The sequence below is a fragment of the Curtobacterium sp. AC268 genome (assembly GCF_979258745.1).
Genome location: NZ_OZ409878.1, coordinates 1,413,270 through 1,432,434, shown reverse-complemented (window position 1 = coordinate 1,432,434; position 19,165 = coordinate 1,413,270). Strand labels below are relative to the sequence as shown.

The window sequence follows — 19,165 nt, the reverse complement described above, 5'->3', positions numbered from 1 at the left end:
CACGCGCCGACCGGTCCGGCACACAGCAGCACCACCCCCTCCACGAAGAAGTGAAAGGCACTCCCATGAACAAGCGTCTCCGGCGCGGGCTCAGCGCCCTCGCCATCGGCGTCACCGCCGCGATCGCCCTCGCCGCGTGCGCCTCCGGCGGCTCCGGCTCCGGCGGATCGGCCGATGACATCGACAAGGCCCTGAAGGACGGTGGCACCCTGACCTACTGGTCGTGGACCCCGTCGGCGAAGGCCCAGGTCGCCGCGTTCGAGAAGCAGTACCCCAAGGTGAAGGTCAAGCTCGTCAACGCCGGCACCGGTGCCGACCAGTACACGAAGCTGCAGAACACGATCAAGGCCGGCTCGGGCGCCCCCGACGTCGCCCAGGTCGAGTACTACGCCCTGCCGCAGTTCGCGCTGTCCGAGTCGCTGCTCGACCTGTCGAGCTACGGCTTCGACTCGCTCGAGAAGGACTTCGCGAAGAGCACCTGGAGCTCGGTGTCGATCGACGGCAAGGTCTACGGCCTGCCGCAGGACTCCGGCCCCATGGCGCTGTTCTACAACAAGAAGGTCTTCGACAAGCACGGCATCGCCGTGCCGAAGACGTGGGACGAGTACGTCACCGCGGCCAAGAAGCTGCACCAGGCGGACCCGAAGGCCTACATCGCGGCGGACTCCGGCGACGCCGGCTTCACCACGAGCATGATCGCCCAGGCTGGCGGCACCCCTTTCACCACCGACGGTGACAAGGTGACCATCAACCTGCAGGACGAGGGCACCAAGAAGTGGACGAGCACCTGGAACGAGCTCGTCGAGCAGGGCCTGCTGTCGAAGACGGTCGGCTGGACCGACGACTGGTACAAGCAGCTCGGCAACGGTGAGATCGCCACGATGATCACCGGTGCCTGGATGCCCGGCAACCTGGAGTCCGGCGTCGCCCAGGCCTCGGGTGACTGGCGCGTCGCCCCGATGCCGACCTACGACGGTGGCACCGCCCAGACCGCGAACAACGGCGGCAGCGCCCAGGTCGTCATGAAGCAGTCGAAGAACCCGGCCCTCGCCGCGGGCTTCCTCAAGTGGCTGAACTCCTCGAAGGAGTCCACGAAGGTCTTCATGGAGTCCGGCGGCTTCCCGTCGACCACCGCTGACCTCGACTCGTCGGCGTTCCTCGACGAGAAGCCGGAGTACTTCGGCGGCCAGCAGATCAACAAGGTGCTCGTCGACGCGTCGAAGTCCTCGGACAACGACTTCACCTACCTGCCGTACCAGGTGTACGCGAACAGCGTCTACGCCGACACCGTCGGTCAGGCGTACGAGAACGGCACCTCGCTCGACGCCGGTCTCGAGGCCTGGCAGAAGGCCCTCGCCAAGTACGGCAAGGACCAGGGCTTCACGGTCTCGTCGAAGTAGTTCGACAGCATCCCCGCGGGGCCGTGCGGACACGTCCGCACGGCCCCGCTCCACGCCCGGCTCGGCTCCACGCCCGGCCCGGCTCCACGCCCGGCCCGGCCGGCAACGAAAGAACCACACCATGCGCTTCGCCATCGGCGACACCGACTTCCTGCTCGACGGCGAGCCGCACCGGGTCCTCTCCGGCGCGATCCACTACTTCCGCGTGCACCCCGACCTGTGGGCCGACCGGATCCGCAAGGCGAAGCTGATGGGCCTCAACACCATCGAGACCTACGTCGCCTGGAACGCGCACGCGCCGTCGCCCGGGGTGTTCGACCTGTCGGGTGGCCTGGACCTCGGCCGCTTCCTCGACCTCGTCGCCGCCGAGGGCATGCACGCCATCGTCCGCCCCGGCCCCTACATCTGTGCCGAGTGGACCAACGGCGGGCTGCCGTACTGGTTGTTCGCGGACGGCTCCGTGGGCGTCCGCCGCAACGAGCCCGGGTTCCTCGCAGCGGTCCGGACGTACCTGCAGCACCTGGCCCCCGTGCTGGTCCCGCGGCAGATCGACCAGGGCGGGCCCATCGTCCTGGTGCAGGTCGAGAACGAGTACGGCGCCTACGGCTCCGACCCCGAGTACCTGCGCGCCCTCGAGCAGATGCACCGCGACATCGGGCTGACCGTCCCCTTCACGAGCGTCGACCAGCCGATGGGCACGATGCTCGAGGACGGCTCCCTGCCCTCGCTGCACAAGACCGGGTCGTTCGGCTCACGCTCCGCCGCCCGGCTCGAGCGCCTGCGGCAGGCGCAGCCCACCGGGCCCCTGATGTGCTCGGAGTTCTGGGACGGCTGGTTCGACAGCTGGGGCGAGCACCACCACACCACGCCGGCGTCCGCCAGCGCCGAGGACCTGGACGTCCTGCTCGCGGCCGGCGGCTCGGTGAACATCTACATGTTCCACGGCGGCACCAACTTCGGCTTCACGAACGGCGCGAACGACAAGGGCGTCTACCGTCCGATCGCGACGTCCTACGACTACGACGCACCGCTCGACGAGGCCGGTCGGCCGACGTCGAAGTTCCACGCGTTCCGCTCGGTGATCGCGCGCTACGCGCCCGTCCCGCCGCTGCCCGCGACGATGGAGCCGGGTGGATCGGGTCGACTCGCGTCCGATGCCGCGTCCGGCGACGGCCTGGAGGCCCGGATCACCCCCGCCACGGACCTCGCCGTCCGTCTGGACCGCGTCGCGTCGCTCCGTTCCCTGCTGCCCACGCTCACGACGTGGTCCGCGCACGACGAGCCGCCGACCTTCGACGCCCTCGGGGCCGCGAGCGGCTTCGTCGCCTACCGCGCCGAGGTCGACCTGCCCGCCGGAGGGGTGCTGACCGTCGGCACCGAGGTGCGCGACCGGGCGATCGTGTCGGCCGACGGTGTCGTCGTCGGCGTACTGGAGCGTGAGCACCACGACCGCGCCATCGCTCTGCCGCCGGTGACCGGCACGCTCGAGCTCCTCGTCGAGGACCAGGGCCGCGTCGACTACGGCATCCGCATCGGTGAGCCGAAGGGCCTGATCGGCGGCGTCTCGATCGACGGCGTCCCGGTCGCCCGGTGGACGGCATCGCCGCTCGCCCTCGACCCCGTCGCACCTGCCGCCGTGACCGCGCTGTCCGAGGTCGCTCCGACCGGTGGTGAGGTGCTCGCCGGACCGACGTTCGCAGCCGGCTCGTTCGACCTCGACACCGTGGATGACCGGTACCTGTCGCTCGACGGGTTCCGGAAGGGTGTCGCCTGGGTCAACGGGTTCTGCCTCGGTCGGTACTGGTCGCGAGGCCCGCAGCGGACCCTGGCGATCCCGGGGCCGGTGCTCCGCCACGGTCGCAACGAGCTCGTCGTGCTCGAACTGCACGCCGCCGCTTCCCGTACCGCGTGCCTGCTCGTCGAGCCCGACCTGGGGCACACCGAGGCCTAGTCGGGCGGCCTGGTCGAATCGGGCGTACCTGGTCGGAAGTTTCGACCAGGTACGCCCGATTCTGCTCCCCATCGCGGGCGTTATGGGACGTTTCGGACCTCGCGAGCCGCCGCCCACGCTCGAACTTCGAGGAGTGCCTCGCGTCGCCACCGCCAGAGCGGAGCGAACTTCGTGCCGTCGTCCTCCCATGCTCGGGTCAGCATCCAGATCTGCCGTCGGTGTTCGGCCCCGTGATCGTCGCGCCACTCGACGAACGCGTCGTCGAGCACCGTCGTGATCTGGGCACGTGGTGCCGTCCACGACACGAAGAAGCCCGAGTACCGGAGGGTGTCGTCGGACAGGTGCACGGCGACGTACCGGGTCCTGGACGTCGCCCAGATCCCACCGGCGATGAAGGCGGCACCGAGGATGAAGACGAACACCCTTACCGATGCTCCGGGCAGGAAGGCCACGCTCGCGAGTGTGACTCCGGTCCCGATGATCACCGGGCCGAAGACGACGGCGGTCAGGGTGCGGTCCAGTCGAGGTGGACGGATCGTGGTCACGGCAGGGCGTCCAGGTCGGCGAGGGCGCGCTCGGCGTCGGCGATCCGGTCGGCCTCGGGGCGGGTCCACCACTCGGGGCCGCGTTCGCCCAGGCCGTGCTTGGCCAGGCCGTTCCGGTGCCGGGCCGCCGCCAGGGCCTCGTCGTCGCCCGCGCGCTTCGCGGTCTTCACGGCGTTGCGCCCGCGCCCCAGGTGGGAGCGGAGTGCGGCGGCGAGTTCCTCGGGCAGGGCGGGGTCGGTGCGGCGCCAGCGTCGGCCGTCCACGACGAAGAAGTGGTCGTCGGGTTCGGCGGTCATGGTCCGAGTCTGCACCGTCGGTGGTGCCGGGTAGACAGGAACCGATGAGCCACGAACGCGTCCGCCCGATGCTCGACGTCCGACGCATCTACGCCGAGCCGGCCGCGCTCGAACTGCAGCGTGGCCAGGAGATCGTCGGGCGCTGGCCGGACGCCGAGATCGTCCCGGTCGAGTCGCACTGGAACATCCCCGAGGTGCACGGCGACGAACGGAACGTCCAGCGCTGGGTGCGGATCAAGACCGAGGCGCTCGTGCTCGGTGTGAAGAAGTCGCTGGTGACCCGGCCGAACGGTCGCTCCGCCGACTTCATCGCACCGTCCACCGCGAACGGCTGCGCGATGGCGTGCGCCTACTGCTACGTGCCGCGGCGCAAGGGATACAGCAACCCCGTGACGGTGTTCGCGAACATCGATCAGATCACCAAGCACGTGGCTCGGAACATCGCCAAGCAGGGGCCGAAGACCGAACCGAACCAGTGCGACCCGGAAGCCTGGGTCTACGACATCGGCGAGAACAGCGACTGCTCCGTCGACGCGATGATCAGCGACAACGTCCGCGACCTCTGCGACCTGTTCCGGATGACCCCGACGGCCAAGGCCTCGTTCGCCACGAAGTACGTCAACCGCGACCTGCTCGCCTGGGACCCGATGGGACGGACCCGGATCCGCTTCTCTCTGATGCCGCACGAGACCGCGAAGGTCACCGACATCCGCACGAGCCCGATCGCCGAGCGCATCGCCGCGGTGAACGACTTCGTCGACGCCGGGTACGAGGTCCACCTGAACTTCTCGCCGGTCATCCTTACGCCGACGTGGGAGTCGGACTGGGCAGAGCTGCTCCGGCAGGTCGACGACGTGCTGTCCCCGGCCGCCAAGGCGCAGCTCGCTGCCGAGGTGATCTTCCTGACCCACAACCAGCCCCTGCACGAGGTCAACCTCGGGTGGCATCCCAAGGCCGAAGACCTGCTGTGGCGTCCGGACCTGCAGGAGCAGAAGGTGTCCCAGAACGGTGCCGTGAACGTGCGCTACCGGTCCGGCATGAAGGGGCAGCTCGTCGAGCGCTTCCGCGAACTCGTGGCCGAGCACCTGCCGTCGTGCCGGATCCGGTACGCCTTCTGATCGGCGACCTCCCCGATCAGGGGATGAGCCGGTCCGCCCGGTACCGCGCGAACAGGTCCGCGAAGGCCTGCTCGGTCCGGCGGAACGCCGTGAACCCGGCGTCGCGGCTCTTCCCCATGTCGGTGACGACCTCCATCGCTCGACCGAGGTCGGCGTCGGTGTGCCACCACGAGGCGAGCCGCGTGATGTCAGCCTCGGCGAGACCGTGGCGCTCGGCGATGCCGGCCCACTCGGACTCGTACGGCTCCATCTGCTCCTCGAGCGGTCGCGGAGCGTCCTCGTAGCCCACCACGCGCGCGGGGTCGACACCGAGGTGCGCGGCCAGACGCGGCCACATCCAGCGCCACCGGAAGACGTCACCGTTGACGATGTTGAACGGCTCGTCCGCACCCTCGGGTGACGTCGAGGCCCACACCATGTGCTCGGCGAGGATGCCGGCGTCGGTCATGTCGGTGAGGCCGTTCCACTGCGCCTCACTGCCGGGGAACACGAAGTCCAGGTCGAGTTCCTTCGCCAGCGTGGCCTGCACGGCGAGTGTGAGGCCCATGTTCATGGCGTTGCCCACGGCGTGCCCGATCACGGTGTGGGAGCGGTGCACCGACCAGGTGAACCCCTGGCGCTCGGCGGCTGCGAAGAGCTCGTCCTCTTGCGCGTAGTAGAAGTTCGGGGTGTCGAGGCGCGGCTCCTCCTCGTGGAAGGGGGTGTCGGGCATCTCGCCGGCGGCGTACGCCTCGAACGGGCCGAGGTAGTGCTTCAGGCCGGTGACGAGGGCGACGTGCTCGAGCGGAGCGTGCGACAGTGCCGCGAGCAGGTCGCGGACCATGCCACCGTTCACTCGGATGTTCTCCGCCTCGGTTTCCTGCCGCTGCCAGGCGGTGAAGAAGACGTGGGTCGGGTGCTCGTCGGCGAGTGCGGCCGCCAGGCTCTCCGGGTCGCGCAGGTCGGCTGCGACGGTCCGGACGCCCTGTTCGGCGAGCGGTCGGCGGGAGAGCGCCGTCACGTCCCAGCCGAGGTCGAGCAGGTGGCGCACCAGGGCGGAACCGGTGATGCCACTGGCTCCGACGACCAGGGCTTCGCGGCGGGCAGGGGTCGGTTCGGTCGATCCGGTTGCAGTCATCCCTCGATGCAACCCACGTTGGGCGACACGTGTTCCCTCACCGCGGACGGCGGATGCGGATCGGACCCTTGGCGGTCGACGGGTCGACGACGGACCCGCCCTGGGTGATCTCGACCTCGCCGCGCGCGACCATGCGGCGGGCGGCTCGACGCGCGGGCTCCATCAGCGGTCGCCAGTCGTCCGGGTCGAGCGAGCGTGCCACCTCGGACGGGCAGATGCTCGAGGTCCGTGCCCGTGCCGCGAGCAGTTCGTCGATGCGCTGTTCCAGAGCCCGGTCGGTGTCGTCGAGACCGTGTCGACGGCAGGCTCCGGAACACCACTTCGCCTCCGGCGCCGCCGACGACGGCATCCGTCGCCCGCACGAGGCGCAGGTGCGCTCGGCGTGTGCCGATTCCGACGCCGACGCATCGGCTTCCGTCCTGATCGCCCGTCCCATGGCCCCATCCTCGTCCTGCTCGGCAGGGCGGTGCACAGCGACCACGCACGCGGTCCAGGTGCGCCTGGCAGCATCGGAGCGGTGAACCCCGACACCGTCCCCGCCCGTCCGTCCGAGCCTGCCTGGGTGCAGCACGTGATGTGGTGGCACGTCTACCCGCTCGGCTTCGTCGGCGCCGAGGTCCGCCCCGCGGCACCGGTGGGGGAGCGGCCGTTCGAACACCGCCTCGACCGCCTGACCGAATGGCTCGACCACGTCGTCGACCTCGGCCTGAACGGCCTGTTGCTCGGCCCGGTGTTCGCGAGCTCGACCCACGGCTACGACACGGTCGACCACTTCCGCATCGACCCGCGCCTGGGCGACGACGCCGACTTCGACGCCCTGGTCGCCGCGGCGCACGAGCGGGGCGTGCGGGTGCTGCTGGACGGGGTGTTCAACCACGTCGGCCGTGACCACCCGGCGTTCCGCGCGCTGTCCGACCACGGCCCGGAGGCGCCGACCGCCGACCTGTTCGCCATCGACTGGTCCGGGTGGCAGCCGGGGGAGCCCGTGCCCGTCGGACTGTTCGAGGGCCACGACATCCTCGTCGCACTCGATCACGACAGCCGCGCCACCGAGGACCTCGTGGTGCAGGTCATGACGCACTGGCTGGCGCGCGGGGTCGACGGCTGGCGACTCGACGCGGCGTACGCGGTGCCGCCGGCGTTCTGGGCGCGGGTGCTGCCGCGGGTGCGGGAGCGGTTCCCGGACGCCTGGTTCAGCGGCGAGGTGATCCACGGAGACGCGGCGGCGATCGCGCGCGACTCGACGATGGACTCGCTGACCCAGTACGAGCTGTGGCAGGGGACCTGGCACGGCATCGCGGACCGCAACGGTCACGAGCTCGCGCACGCGATCGAGCGGCACGACGCACTGCTGGCCACCTTCGCCCCGACGACGTTCGTCGGCAACCACGACGTCACCCGGATCGCGAGCGCGGTGGGGGAGCGGTTCGCCGGGCACGCCGCCGCGGTGCTGTTCACCGTGGCGGGGACCCCGGTGGTCTACGCGGGCGACGAGTACGGCTGGACCGGGGTGAAGGAGGAACGCGAGGGCGGCGACGACGCGGTGCGCCCGGAGTTCCCGGCCGAGGTGCCGGAGCCGACGGACCTGACCCACGCGTACGAGGCGCTCATCGCCCTGCGTCGCCGGAACCCGTGGCTGCACCGCGCGCACACCGACGTCGTGCACCTGACCAACACCGCCGTGGTGCTGCGGACCGCGACGGCGCACGCCGCCGTGGTGACCGCCCTGAACCTGTCGGACGATCCCGTCGAGGTGCCCGTGGCCGACGCGACGCAGGTCGAGGCGGGCGGGGCCGATCTCGGGGACGGGACCCTGCGCCTCCCGGCCGGGGGTTGGGCCGTCCTGTCGCGGTCGTGAGCAGAAACGGTCGGGTCCCCATCGAGGACCCGACCGTTTCTGCTCACCAAGCGAACGCGCGAACGCGCACGCGCGCGACCGCTACTTGCGCGCGGACGCCGCCCGGCGCTTGTTGAACACGTCGAACGCGACGGCGGCGAGCAGCACCAGACCCTTGATCAGGGACTGGAACTCGGTGCCGACACCGAGGATCGACATGCCGTTGTTCAGCAGGCCGATGATCAGACCACCGACGATGGCACCCGGCACGGTGCCGATGCCGCCGGTGACGGCCGCACCACCGATGAAGACGGCGGCGATGGCGTCGAGCTCGAAGCCGTTGCCGGCGCCCGGTGCCGCCAGGTTGAGCTGGCCGGTGAAGACCACGCCCGCCAGGGCCGAGATGACACCCATGTTGACGAAGAGCAGGAACGTGACGCGCTTCGTCTTCACACCCGACAGCTGCGCGGCCAGGGCGTTGCCACCGATCGCGTAGATGTGGCGGCCGAACACCGCGCTCCGCATGACGACCGAGTAGATCACCACGAGGGCACCGAGCACGACGAGCACGATCGGGGTGCCGTTGTAGCTGGCGAGCAGGAGCGCCACGTAGATCACGAGCACGGCACCGAACGCCGTCTTCACGATGAACCAGGCGAACGGCTCGCTCTCGAGCTGGTACTTGCGACGCGTGATGCGACCGCGGAACGCCGCGATCACCATGACGGCCGCGGCGGCGAAGCCGAGGATCATCGTGAGCGGCTCGTACCCGGTGGTGCCGAAGGACGGCAGGAAGCCGGAGCCGAGCGAGCGGAAGCCGGCGGGGAACGGCGAGATCTGCTGGTTCTGCAGGACGATCTGCGCCGCGCCGCGGAACGCGAGCATGCCCGCCAGCGTCACGATGAACGCCGGGATCCCGAAGTACGCGATCCAGAAGCCCTGCCAGGCGCCGACGAGCGCACCGACCACCAGGCAGAGCACGACCGCGATCGGCCACGGGATGTTCCACTGCGTGATCATCACGCCGGCCATGGCACCGGTGAAGGCGACCACCGACCCGACCGACAGGTCGATGTGTCCGGCGATGATGACCATGACCATGCCGATGGCCAGGATGAGGATGTAGCTGTTCTGGACGATCAGGTTCGAGACGTTGATCGGGGCCAGCGTGATGCCGTTCGTGGTCACCTGGAAGAAGATGACGATGACGATCAGCGCGATGAACAGGCCGATCTGTCGGAGCTGCCCGGTGAGGTAGCCGACGGCGGACTTAAGCGCGTTCATTGACAGGGGTCTCCCGTTCCTGGGTCATGTACTGCATGAGGACCTCGGGCGTCGCCTCGGCGCGCGGGACGTCGGCCGTGATGGTGCCCTCGGAGAGGGTGTAGATGCGGTCGCAGATGCCGAGCAGTTCGGGGAGCTCGGAGGAGATCACGATGACCGCCTTCCCCTGGTCGGCGAGCTGGTTGATGATCGTGTAGATCTCGTACTTCGCGCCGACGTCGATGCCGCGGGTCGGCTCGTCGAGGATGAGCACGTCGGGGTCGGCGTACATCCACTTCGACAGGACGACCTTCTGCTGGTTCCCGCCGGAGAGCTTCCCCGTCACGACGTCGACGTTCGGCGCCTTGATGTTGAGGCTCTTGAGGAACTGGGTCGCGACCGTGGTCTCCTCCGAGGAGTTCACGAAGCCCCAGCTGGCGAGCTTGCCGAGTGCCGAGCCGGAGATGTTCCGCTTGATGTCGTCGATCAGGTTCAGGCCGTACCGCTTGCGGTCCTCGGTGACGTAGGCGATGCCGTTGTCGATCGCCTGCGAGACGGTGTGCGTCTTGATCGGGGTGCCGCGCTTGTAGACGGTGCCGCTGATGCCGGTGCCGTAGGACTGGCCGAAGACGCTCATCGCGAGTTCCGTGCGGCCGGCGCCCATGAGCCCGGCGATGCCGACGACCTCGCCGGCGCGGACGTTGAGGTTGGCCTGGTGGATGATCTCGCGCGACGAGTCGAGCTGGTGGTGGACGGTCCAGTCCTCGATCCGCAGCAGTTCCTCGCCGATGACGGGGTTCTCGCGCTCGGGGTACCGGTTCGACAGGTCACGACCGACCATCCCGCGGATGATCCGGTCCTCGGACACGTCGTCGGCCCGCATGTCGAGCGTCTCGATGGTCTTGCCGTCGCGGATGATCGTGACCTTGTCCGCGATCGCCTTGATCTCGTTGAGCTTGTGGCTGATGATGATCGCCGTCATGCCCTCGGCCTGCAGCGAGCGGATGAGCTCGAGCAGGTGCGCGGAGTCGTCGTCGTTCAGCGCGGCGGTGGGCTCGTCGAGGATGAGGAGCTTCACCTCCTTCGAGAGCGCCTTCGCGATCTCGACGAGCTGCTGCTTGCCGACACCGAGGTCGACGACCTTGGCGACGGGGTTGTCCTTCAGCCCGACGCGCTTGAGCAGCTCGGCGGCCGTCAGGTTCGTCTTGTTCCAGTCGATGAAGCCGCCCTTGGACTGCTCGTTGCCGAGGAAGATGTTCTCGGCGATCGACAGGAAGGGGCTGAGCGCCAGCTCCTGGTGGATGATGACGACGCCCGAAGCCTCGGAGTCGTTGATGTTCGCGAACCGCACGGGTTCGCCGTCGAGCAGGATCTCGCCGTCGAAGGAGCCGGCCGGGTAGACACCCGACAGCACCTTCATGAGCGTCGACTTGCCCGCGCCGTTCTCGCCGCAGATCGCGTGGACCTGGCCGCGCTCGACCTCGATCGAGACGCCCTGCAGGGCCTTGACGCCGGGGAACGTCTTGGTGATGTCCCGCATCTCGAGGATGGTGTCCGCCATGTGGACGCCTTTCCGTCGTGCGCGCGTGGGCGCGCTGGTGGAGACGGACTGGAGGCGCGGTGCGGTCTGGCACCGCGCCTCCGGTCCGTGAGATGGGCCTGACTACTTCAGGTCGGCTTCGGTGTAGTACCCCGAGTCCACGAGGACTTCCTTGTAGTTGTCCTTCGTGACGACCGTCGGCTGGAACAGGAAGGTCGGGACGACCTTGACCTTGTTGTCGTAGCTCTTCGTGTCGTTGACCTCGGGCTTCTTGCCGGTGAGCAGGTCCTCGGCCATGGTGACCGACTGCTTGGCGAGCTTGCGCGTGTCCTTGTAGATCGTCGAGTACTGCTGGCCGGCGATGATCGACTTGACCGAGGCGGCCTCGGCGTCCTGGCCCGTGACGGTCGGGAGCGGACGGTCACTCGTGCCGTACCCGGCGCCCTGGAGTGCCGAGATGATGCCGATCGAGATGCCGTCGTACGGCGAGAGCACGCCGTCGAGCGTGGTGCCGCCCGAGTAGGACTTGGCGATCAGGTTCTGCATGCGGGCCTTGGCCGTGGCCGGGTCCCACTGCTGCGTCGCGGCCTGGGACAGCTGGTCCTGGCCGGACTGGATCTTCAGCGTGCCGTCCTCGAGGTACGGCTTGAGCGTCTTCATGGCGCCGTTGAAGAAGAACCCGGCGTTGTTGTCGTCGAGCGAGCCGGCGAAGACCTCGATGTTGAAGGGGCCCTTCTCGCCGGTCTTCTTGCCGTCAGCGTCGAGCACCCCCAGGCCGGTGAGCAGGCTGTTCGCCTGGTCGACGCCGACCTTCTCGTTGTCGAAGGACACGTAGTAGTCGACGTTCTTGTTGCCCGTGAGCAGACGGTCGTACGAGATCACCTTGATGCCGGCCTTGGCGGCGGCGTCGAGCTGGTCGGAGAGCGCGCCACCGTCGATCGACGCGATGATCAGGACCTTCGCGCCCTTGGTGATCATGTTGCTGACCTGCTGGGCCTGCTGCTGGACCTTGTTGTCGCCGTACTCGAGGTCGACCTTGTAGCCGGCCTTCTCGAGGTCGCTCTTGACGGCGTTGCCGTCCTTGATCCACCGCTCGGAGACCTTGGTGGGCATGGCGACGCCGACGAGGGCGCCCTTGTTGTCGCCGCTGCCGCCACCATCGGTGGACGCACGGCCGCCGGCCGAGCAAGCGGCCAGCGAGATCGCGATGCCGACGGCTGCGACGCCCGCGATGATCCTGCGCTTCATCATCGAAGTACCTCTGTTCCTTCGCGTCGTCCTCGACGCGGTCGGGTGCCGGGGCTGCTGTGCCCCGTGGGATGCGCTCGTGTGAGCGCTCACATCTTGTGGGTTCCGTGACGGGGTGTCAACTCAACACCGCCGTTTCGTGATCTTGCCGCGGCGACCGGACCGAGCGGTACGGTTGGCCACGTGAGCACCACGACCGCCCCCGAGGGCAGGGGCGGCAAGCGCCGGAAGGCCCCGACGATCTTCGACGTCGCCGAACGCGCCGGCGTGTCCCACCAGACCGTCTCCCGCGTGATCAACGGCGACCCGACCGTCCGCGAGCAGTACCGGACGCAGGTCACCGACGCCGTCACCGAGCTCGGGTACCGGCCCCGCGCCGCCGCCCGGGCGCTCGCCGGTGGGCGGAGCAAGGCGCTCGGCATCATCACCGCCGGCGACGCGCTGTACGGTCCGTCGAGCACCTCGATCGGCTTCGAACGGGCCGCGCGGTCCGCCGGGTACCACGTGCTGCTGTCGACCCTGCCCGAGGAGCCGCGGCCGGCCGACCTGTCCGGGGCGCTCACCACGCTGCTCGCGCAGGACGTCGCCGCGATCGTGCTGGTCGCCGCCGACAACCGTGTGCTCGACGCCCTCGCGTCGCTCACCGTGCCGGTCACGGTGCCCGTCGTGGTGTCGAACGCCGTGCAGCGCGACGCCGTCCGGACCCCGGTCGCGCCGAGCGTCGCCGCCGTCGCCATCGACCAGGCCGCCGGCACCTCGCTCGTCATGCAGCACCTGTTCGACCGCGGACACCGCCGGATCGTGCACATCGCCGGACCGCACGTGTCGCAGGAGTCGGAGGTGCGCCGTGCCACCTACGTGCGGATCATGCAGGACGCCGGGCTCGAACCGGTCGTGCTCGAGGGCGACTGGACCCCGGCGAGCGGTTTCGCGGCCGCCCGGCACATCGACGTGGGGACGGTCGACGCCGTCTTCGCGGGCAACGACCAGATGGCCCTCGGGGTGCTGCACGCCTTCGCCGACGAGGGGCTGCGGGTTCCCGACGACATCGCGGTGGTGGGGTTCGACGACGTCCCCGAGGCCGCGCACTTCACGCCGCCGCTGACCACCGTGCGGCAGGACTTCCGGGCGATGGGGGAGCGGGTGCTCGACACCGTGCGGGCCCTGGTCGAGGGGGAGCCCCGCGACGAGACACTGCTCGCGCCCGAGCTGGTGGTGCGGCGCAGCACGTAGCGCCCCTTCGCACCGTGCGGCGGTGTGCGGGTGGTGCGAGGTTCTTCCTTGCGCGGTGGCGCGGCGCACGGTGCAGCGTTGTGCGGCCGGCGCGAGGTTGACCGCTCGGTGCGGAGCTACAGTCACGCACCGAGCGGCCAACCCCGCACCGGCCGAGGGGCCGCGCACGGTGCGAAGCCGCGCACGACCCCGAGCTGACCCGACCTTCAGCCCTTCAACGCCCCGGACGACAGCCCGGCGACGTAGAACCGTTGCAACCCGACGTACAGCGCGATGCACGGGATCATCGCCACCACCGACCCGGCGACGAGGTTGCCGTAGGACACCTGCCCGTACGCCCCGGTCTGCAGGTTGAGCAGCGCGACCGGCAGCGTGTACAGCGAGTCCTTCGTCAGGAACGTCAGGGCTCCGAGGAACTCCGTCCACGACGCCAGGAACGCGTAGAGCGCCGCGGTCGCCGCCCCGGGCAGGAGCAGCGGGCGGAGCACCGACACGACGACCCGGAAGCGCGAGGCGCCGTCGACGAAGGCCGAGTCCTCGAGCTCGGTGGGGATCGACTCGAACGCGTTCCGCATCACGAACACCCCGAACGGCAGGTTCACGGTCGTGTAGAACAGCACGAGCCCGAGCAGCGAGTTCGTCAGCCCCATGGCGTTCATCTCGAGGTACAGCGGCGTGAGGATGGCCTGGAACGGCACCATCATCGTCAGCAGCACCAGGCCGAACACGAGCCCGGCGCCCCGGAACCGGAAGCGGGCGAACCCGTAGCCGGCCATCGTCGCGATCACCGCGGTCAGCACCGCCGTGGCGATCGACACGATGAGCGAGTTCACGACGCCGGTGAGCAGGTGCGACGACGAGGCGAACACGGCGGCGAAGTTCTGCCACCCGAGCTGGAAGAACGTCGCCGGGTCCGGGGCCTGTGTGATGACGGCCTCGGACTGGAACGCCCGCAGGATCGACCAGATGAGCGGGACCCCGAACACGAGCGCGGAACCGATGCCGGCGATCGCGTACAGGGTGCGCTTCACGGTGGTGTCGCGGGGGTGCTGGACGCTGCCCTGCTGGTGGCGCCGACGTCGGCCGTCACCCGTGGTGGTCAGGGTCCTGGTGGACACATCCGGCGCCGCGAGGGCCGCACGGGAGGTCGTGGTGCTCATGGCGTCAGTCCTTCTCTCGCAGTGCCCAGAACTGGAACACCGTCACGGCGGCGATCACCACGACGAGGGCGATCGACTGGGCGGTCGCGGCCCCGAGCTGCAGGTTCACGAACCCGCGGTTGTAGATCGCGTTCACGATCGTGGTGGTCTCGGTGCCCGGCCCGCCCTGGGTCAGGATGTAGAACTGGTTGAAGGCCAGCAGCGACCCGATCACCGAGATGATGACGCTCAGCGCGACGGTCGAGCGGATCATCGGGAACGTGATCAAGCGCTCGGTCTGCCACCAGGACGCCCCCTCGAGCTGCGCCGACTCGTAGACCTCGTCGGGGACGCCCTGCATCGCCGACATGAGCAGCACCATGGTCAGCCCCGACACCGCCCAGACCACGAGCACGCAGATGAGCAGCGTCGCCAGCGGACCGTTCACGAGCCACGCGGTGCTGCCGTCGGTGATCCCGAGCCAGCGGAGCACCATGTTGACGGCCCCGGAGTTCGGCTGCGCCTCGAGCACGAGCATGAACGAGAGCGTCGTCAGCCCGACCACGTACGGCAGGAAGAACACCGTCCGCAGGATCGTGCTGCCCCGGCGGCGGGCCCGGACGAGCACGGCCAGGAAGTACCCCAGCGCCAGGATCGGCAGGGTCACGATCGCCGTGTACAGCAGCGTGTAGCCGATGGCGTGCACGAACGTCGGGTCCTGGAACAGCGTCAGGTAGTTCTGCAGCCCGATGAACCGGTACGGGCCGATCAGGGGCCAGTTCGTGAACGAGATGTAGAGCGCGAACACGAGCGGGACGAGCACGAAGACGGCGACGAACAGGATCGCCGGGGCGACGAGGACGGCACCGGTGCGCGGCGGGTGGGTGAGCGAGTTGCGGGTCCGGACGGAGCCGCCACGCCCCGGGCGGCGGCCCACGGTGGGACGGCCCGGGCCGGTCCGGCCGGCGGGGCGCCGGGTGGAGATGGTCGACATGCGTGCACCTCTCTGTGCATCAACAAGAGCGAGACGAGCGAGACGAGCGAGACGAGCGGGACGAGCGGAGAAGACAGGCAGGCAGGCTCAGGCCTGCACCTGGTCGAGGATCCGCTGGTAGTCGGACTGCGCCGTCCGCATGGCGGCAGCGCTCCCCGACCCGAACACGGCCTCGCGGAACATCGCGAAGTACGGTGACGACGGCTGGTTGTTGAGCAGGTTGTACGCCAGCGTCTGCGGTGCGTAGCCCTTGTCGATGGCGTCGAGCGGCCCGTACGCCAGCGGGAACCGCTTGCGGTACTCCGGGGTGGCGGCGTCGGACCGCGTCGGGAAGTACCCGCCGTCCGGCAGCGCCTGCTGCTGCTGGAGCCCGTTCGCGTACTGCATGAACGCCCACCCGCCGGACGGGTTCGCCGCCCCGTTCGGGATGCACATGTTGTCGCCGCCGTCGAAGAACGACCGCTGGCCGTCCCACGACGGGATGAGCACCGTCTGCATCTTCGCCCGCATCGCCTTGGTGGCCGCGGGCACGGTCGCCCCGTACGAGGTCGGGAAGATCCCCACCTTGCCGGCCCGGAAGTCGGCACCCCACGTGGTGCCGGCGTCGGAGTACGTCGCCTTCGACAGCACGCCGTCCTTCCAGAGCTGCCGGTAGAACTCGAGCATGCGTTCGAGGGCCTCGTTGCCGGTGATGTTCGCCCGCTGGGACCCCACCTCGCCGGTCATCATGTCGACCCCGGTCGCCCAGACGTGCGGCTGCGTGACGAAGCCGATGATGCCCGCGGCGTTGCCGGAGATCGACCAGCCGTACACGTCGTCGTCGAGCTTCCGGATGGCCTTCGCCGCGTCGAGCAGCGTGGACAGGTCCTTCGTCGACTCCTCGACGTCGAGGCCCGCACGCTCGAACAGCTCGGTGTTCACGAACAGCTGCGAGTTGTCGGCCAGGTAGGGCAGGCCGTAGTACCGGTCGCGGTACTCGAGCAGGCGCAGGTGCCCCGGTGAGATCGCGTCGAAGTAGTCCAGGCTCTCGACCACGTCGGTCAGGTCGGCGAACGCCTCGCGGAAGATGAACAGCTGCGAGTTGATGTCGTCGATGTCCACGACGTCCGGCGGCTCACCCCCGCGGATCGCGGTCGCGAGCTTGGTCACGTACTGCGCGTCCGGCACGGGCGTCAGCTGGACCTGCAGCGCCGGGTTCGCCTTGTTGAACCCGGCGACGGCCGACGTCAGGCCGGCCTGGGTCGCCGACCGGCACCACACCTGCACGGTGCCGGTCGCGTTCTTCCCGAAGCTCGCGGGCTTCGCGACGACCTTCGGCAGGGTGCCGGAGCACCCGGCCAGGGCGAGGGCGGCCCCGCCGGCGACGCCGCCGACGAGGAACGCTCGGCGGTCCACGCCGGTCACCGCGCCAGCGGGAGCCAGACGCGCATCGGCGCGGCTCCCCGGTTGGCCCACGCGTAGTACGGGACCGCGGTCGCGGTGACGTCGCGGCCGTCGTGACCAGCCTGGAGGCCCGTGGTGGCGCCCTGCGGACCGGCCACGTCGTCGACGCGGGTCGCGTCGCGGGCCGTGGTCGCGCCTCCCGGCCCGTCCAGACGCTGGTACGGCCAGGCCGGCTGCACGTGCTCGGCCGGGGCGTGCCCCGGGATCCGCAGCGTGACGACGCCGTCGAGCAGGTCGTCGCGGCGCTCCTCGGTGATCGGCGCGTCCGCGTCGACCGTCAGGTCGTCGACCGTGAAGCCCTGCTGGTCCGCCTGCTCGACCGCGTACACGAGCGGGCCGCGCTCGATCGCGACCTGCCCGCGGGCGGCGTCGATGCGGGTGTCGGCGACGTAGCGGTGCGGCGTCGTGTCGAAGACGAGCTCGACCGTGTCGCCCGCCGACCACTCGCGGTCGACGACGTGCAGCGTGCCCGCTGTCGGGCTCCCGGACCCGTCCGGACCCGTGACGGTCGTGGTGTCCGACCAGGCCGGGATCCGCAGGCCCAGGGCGAGCGGGCCGTCCTCGGTGACCGTGACACGGACACGGCCGTCGTGCGGGTAGTCGGTCTCGACCCGCACCGGACCGAGGTCGGCGGTGGCGTACTGGTGGACCTGCAGCCCGCCGTCGGTCGCCGTGGCCAGGTAGCCGTCGAGGCTCGCGAAGGTGCGCATGATGTTCGGCGGGCAGCAGGCGCAGTCGAACCATCCGCGCCGCCCGTGGGCGGGGGAGCGGTTCTCGTCCTGGTGCGCGTGGTCGCGCTGCTGCAGCGGGTTCACGTAGAAGTACTCGGTGCCGGCCAGGCTCACCCCGGCGAGGAACGCGTTGTAGAGCAGGCGCTCGATCGCGTCGGCGTAGACCGGCTTGCCGGTCGCGAGCAGCAGCCGCCAGGCCCACTGCACGCCGCCGATGGCCGCGCAGGTCTCGGCGTAGCCGCGGTCGGTCGGCAGCTCGTACGGGTCGCCGAACGCCTCCCAGTCCCAGCGTGCACCGAGGCCCCCGGTGATGAAGGCCTTCGTCGCCATCATGTCCGCGAACTGGCGCTCGCTCGCGGCGAGGAGCTCGGTGTCCCCGGTCTCGATCGCGACGTCCACGGCACCCGCAGCCAGGTACACGGCGCGGACGGCGTGCCCCTCGACGGTCGTGGCCTGCCGGCTCGGCACCCGGTCGGAGAAGTACGTCGGCTCGCCGCCGGCGCGCTCGATGATGCCGTGCCCGCGGGCGTCGACGAACCAGTGCGCCAGGTCGAGGTAGTCGCGGTTGCCGGTCTCGCGGTACAGCTCGACCAGGCCCATCTCGACGACGGGGTGGCCGTCGACGTCGCGGGTCTTCGGTGTGCCGTCGGGCGCGGTGCCGTCGCCGAACGTGCGGACCAGGTGGTCGGCGTTCTTGATCGCGACGTCGAGCAGCCCGGTGTCGCCCGTCGCACGGTGCTGGGCCACCGCCGCCTGGTACAGGTGCCCGGCGCAGTACATCTCGTGGCTCCACTTGAGGTCCGTGTACCGCTCACCCTTCCCGCGCACCTGCTGCACGGAGTCCAGGTACCCGTCGTCGGCCTGCGCCCGGGCGTACAGGGCGGTGACCTCGCGCTGCAGGTCGAGCAGGTCCTCGGCGGGGGCGCGGCCGTACTCCCACGCCACGGCCTCGAGCCACTTCGTCACGTCGGAGTCCATGAAGATCGGGCCGACGGCCTCGCCCTCCTCGAGCCCGGCGGCGATGCGGAGGTTGCGGAAGTTGCCGGCCGTCTCCAGCTGCTGGTAGCCGCTGCGGACGGCGTCGCGGCCGTTGCGCTCCTGGCGGAGCGCCCAGAAGCCGCCGGTGATCCGGGCGTCGCCCGTCGGCAGCGGCCGGAGCGTGAGGTGCGCGTCGGCGGTCGGGAGGACCGGGGTCGCGGTGTGCGCGCCGCGATCGGTCGCGAGCGTGGTGGTCATGTCGCCTCCTTGCGATGTGACTCGGTGCCGTTCGGATGGACTGGCCATCCGGAAAACGGTTTCTGCGGTGGACG

At 69.8% G+C, this 19,165-nt stretch carries 16 protein-coding genes; 5 read left to right on the top strand and 11 right to left on the bottom strand.

Features of this window, described 5'->3' with window-relative positions; translation table 11 throughout:
• Positions 1 to 65: 65 nt before the first annotated feature.
• The gene (locus ACZZ9K_RS06735; RefSeq protein WP_185974214.1) at positions 66 to 1,400 is read left to right on the top strand and encodes an ABC transporter substrate-binding protein; all 1,335 of its coding nucleotides are present in this window, start codon (positions 66 to 68) and stop codon (positions 1,398 to 1,400) included.
• Positions 1,401 to 1,521: 121 nt separating this feature from the next.
• Positions 1,522 to 3,351, top strand: coding sequence for a glycoside hydrolase family 35 protein (locus ACZZ9K_RS06730; protein WP_463443639.1), 1,830 nt, complete (start codon positions 1,522 to 1,524; stop codon positions 3,349 to 3,351).
• 80 nt (positions 3,352 to 3,431) lie between these two features.
• Here the strand turns inward: ACZZ9K_RS06730 and ACZZ9K_RS06725 are convergent, their stop codons facing one another.
• Both ACZZ9K_RS06725 and ACZZ9K_RS06720 read right to left on the bottom strand, forming a co-directional pair.
• Positions 3,432 to 3,896, bottom strand: coding sequence for a hypothetical protein (locus ACZZ9K_RS06725; protein ID WP_463443638.1), 465 nt, complete (start codon positions 3,894 to 3,896; stop codon positions 3,432 to 3,434).
• Entirely contained in the window at positions 3,893 to 4,192 is a 300-nt protein-coding gene (locus ACZZ9K_RS06720) for a biopolymer transporter Tol (RefSeq protein WP_463443637.1), read from the bottom strand. The genes ACZZ9K_RS06725 and ACZZ9K_RS06720 overlap by 4 nt, the downstream gene beginning before the upstream one ends.
• A gap of 44 nt (positions 4,193 to 4,236) precedes the next feature.
• On the opposite strand from ACZZ9K_RS06720, the gene ACZZ9K_RS06715 reads away from it, so the two are divergent.
• Complete coding sequence (locus tag ACZZ9K_RS06715; RefSeq protein ID WP_463443636.1) at positions 4,237 to 5,310, top strand: spore photoproduct lyase family protein; 1,074 nt, start codon at positions 4,237 to 4,239, stop codon at positions 5,308 to 5,310.
• 16 nt (positions 5,311 to 5,326) lie between these two features.
• Here ACZZ9K_RS06715 and ACZZ9K_RS06710 read toward each other — a convergent pair whose 3' ends face one another.
• Both ACZZ9K_RS06710 and ACZZ9K_RS06705 read right to left on the bottom strand, forming a co-directional pair.
• Entirely contained in the window at positions 5,327 to 6,427 is a 1,101-nt protein-coding gene (locus ACZZ9K_RS06710; RefSeq protein WP_138804120.1) for an SDR family oxidoreductase, read from the bottom strand.
• Between the two features lie 37 nt (positions 6,428 to 6,464).
• On the bottom strand, positions 6,465 to 6,863 hold the full coding sequence (locus ACZZ9K_RS06705; protein ID WP_017888385.1) for a DUF3253 domain-containing protein: 399 nt from the start codon (positions 6,861 to 6,863) through the stop codon (positions 6,465 to 6,467).
• 81 nt (positions 6,864 to 6,944) lie between these two features.
• Here ACZZ9K_RS06705 and ACZZ9K_RS06700 point away from each other — a divergent pair, with 81 nt between their 5' ends.
• The gene (locus tag ACZZ9K_RS06700) at positions 6,945 to 8,285 is read left to right on the top strand and encodes an alpha-amylase family glycosyl hydrolase (protein ID WP_463443635.1); all 1,341 of its coding nucleotides are present in this window, start codon (positions 6,945 to 6,947) and stop codon (positions 8,283 to 8,285) included.
• A gap of 81 nt (positions 8,286 to 8,366) precedes the next feature.
• Here ACZZ9K_RS06700 and mmsB read toward each other — a convergent pair whose 3' ends face one another.
• The 3 genes from mmsB to chvE form a co-directional block, all read right to left on the bottom strand.
• A complete protein-coding gene (gene mmsB / locus ACZZ9K_RS06695) occupies positions 8,367 to 9,548 on the bottom strand; it encodes a multiple monosaccharide ABC transporter permease (RefSeq protein ID WP_027466160.1) in 1,182 nt (393 codons plus the stop codon).
• On the bottom strand, positions 9,535 to 11,088 hold the full coding sequence (gene mmsA / locus ACZZ9K_RS06690) for a multiple monosaccharide ABC transporter ATP-binding protein (RefSeq protein ID WP_463443634.1): 1,554 nt from the start codon (positions 11,086 to 11,088) through the stop codon (positions 9,535 to 9,537). Before mmsA ends, mmsB begins: the two co-directional genes overlap by 14 nt.
• Positions 11,089 to 11,190: 102 nt before the next feature.
• Positions 11,191 to 12,318, bottom strand: coding sequence for a multiple monosaccharide ABC transporter substrate-binding protein (gene chvE, locus ACZZ9K_RS06685; protein ID WP_027466162.1), 1,128 nt, complete (start codon positions 12,316 to 12,318; stop codon positions 11,191 to 11,193).
• A gap of 180 nt (positions 12,319 to 12,498) precedes the next feature.
• Between chvE and ACZZ9K_RS06680 the strand changes: the two genes are divergently transcribed.
• Positions 12,499 to 13,548: a LacI family DNA-binding transcriptional regulator gene (locus ACZZ9K_RS06680; RefSeq protein WP_138804123.1), complete on the top strand. Its 1,050-nt coding sequence runs from the start codon at positions 12,499 to 12,501 to the stop codon at positions 13,546 to 13,548.
• A 206-nt stretch (positions 13,549 to 13,754) separates the two neighbouring features.
• Here ACZZ9K_RS06680 and ACZZ9K_RS06675 read toward each other — a convergent pair whose 3' ends face one another.
• The 4 genes from ACZZ9K_RS06675 to ACZZ9K_RS06660 form a co-directional block, all read right to left on the bottom strand.
• A complete protein-coding gene (locus ACZZ9K_RS06675; protein WP_138804124.1) occupies positions 13,755 to 14,708 on the bottom strand; it encodes a carbohydrate ABC transporter permease in 954 nt (317 codons plus the stop codon).
• A 4-nt stretch (positions 14,709 to 14,712) separates the two neighbouring features.
• A complete protein-coding gene (locus tag ACZZ9K_RS06670) occupies positions 14,713 to 15,681 on the bottom strand; it encodes a carbohydrate ABC transporter permease (RefSeq protein WP_027466165.1) in 969 nt (322 codons plus the stop codon).
• Between the two features lie 87 nt (positions 15,682 to 15,768).
• Complete coding sequence (locus ACZZ9K_RS06665; RefSeq protein ID WP_260678896.1) at positions 15,769 to 17,076, bottom strand: ABC transporter substrate-binding protein; 1,308 nt, start codon at positions 17,074 to 17,076, stop codon at positions 15,769 to 15,771.
• Positions 17,077 to 17,081: 5 nt separating this feature from the next.
• A complete protein-coding gene (locus ACZZ9K_RS06660; RefSeq protein WP_463443633.1) occupies positions 17,082 to 19,091 on the bottom strand; it encodes a glycoside hydrolase family 127 protein in 2,010 nt (669 codons plus the stop codon).
• Positions 19,092 to 19,165: the final 74 nt, after the last annotated feature.

Bases quoted from the DNA above. Each gene is read 5' to 3' on its own strand.
- ACZZ9K_RS06735 (WP_185974214.1), top strand. From the start codon at position 66: ATGAACAAGCGTCTCCGGCGCGGGCTCAGCGCCCTCGCCATCGGCGTC.
- ACZZ9K_RS06730 (WP_463443639.1), top strand. From the start codon at position 1,522: ATGCGCTTCGCCATCGGCGACACCGACTTCCTGCTCGACGGCGAGCCG.
- ACZZ9K_RS06720 (WP_463443637.1), bottom strand. From the start codon at position 4,192: ATGACCGCCGAACCCGACGACCACTTCTTCGTCGTGGACGGCCGACGC.
- ACZZ9K_RS06715 (WP_463443636.1), top strand. From the start codon at position 4,237: ATGAGCCACGAACGCGTCCGCCCGATGCTCGACGTCCGACGCATCTAC.
- ACZZ9K_RS06710 (WP_138804120.1), bottom strand. From the start codon at position 6,427: ATGACTGCAACCGGATCGACCGAACCGACCCCTGCCCGCCGCGAAGCC.
- ACZZ9K_RS06705 (WP_017888385.1), bottom strand. From the start codon at position 6,863: ATGGGACGGGCGATCAGGACGGAAGCCGATGCGTCGGCGTCGGAATCG.
- mmsB (WP_027466160.1), bottom strand. From the start codon at position 9,548: ATGAACGCGCTTAAGTCCGCCGTCGGCTACCTCACCGGGCAGCTCCGA.
- mmsA (WP_463443634.1), bottom strand. From the start codon at position 11,088: ATGGCGGACACCATCCTCGAGATGCGGGACATCACCAAGACGTTCCCC.
- chvE (WP_027466162.1), bottom strand. From the start codon at position 12,318: ATGATGAAGCGCAGGATCATCGCGGGCGTCGCAGCCGTCGGCATCGCG.
- ACZZ9K_RS06675 (WP_138804124.1), bottom strand. From the start codon at position 14,708: ATGAGCACCACGACCTCCCGTGCGGCCCTCGCGGCGCCGGATGTGTCC.
- ACZZ9K_RS06670 (WP_027466165.1), bottom strand. From the start codon at position 15,681: ATGTCGACCATCTCCACCCGGCGCCCCGCCGGCCGGACCGGCCCGGGC.
- ACZZ9K_RS06660 (WP_463443633.1), bottom strand. From the start codon at position 19,091: ATGACCACCACGCTCGCGACCGATCGCGGCGCGCACACCGCGACCCCG.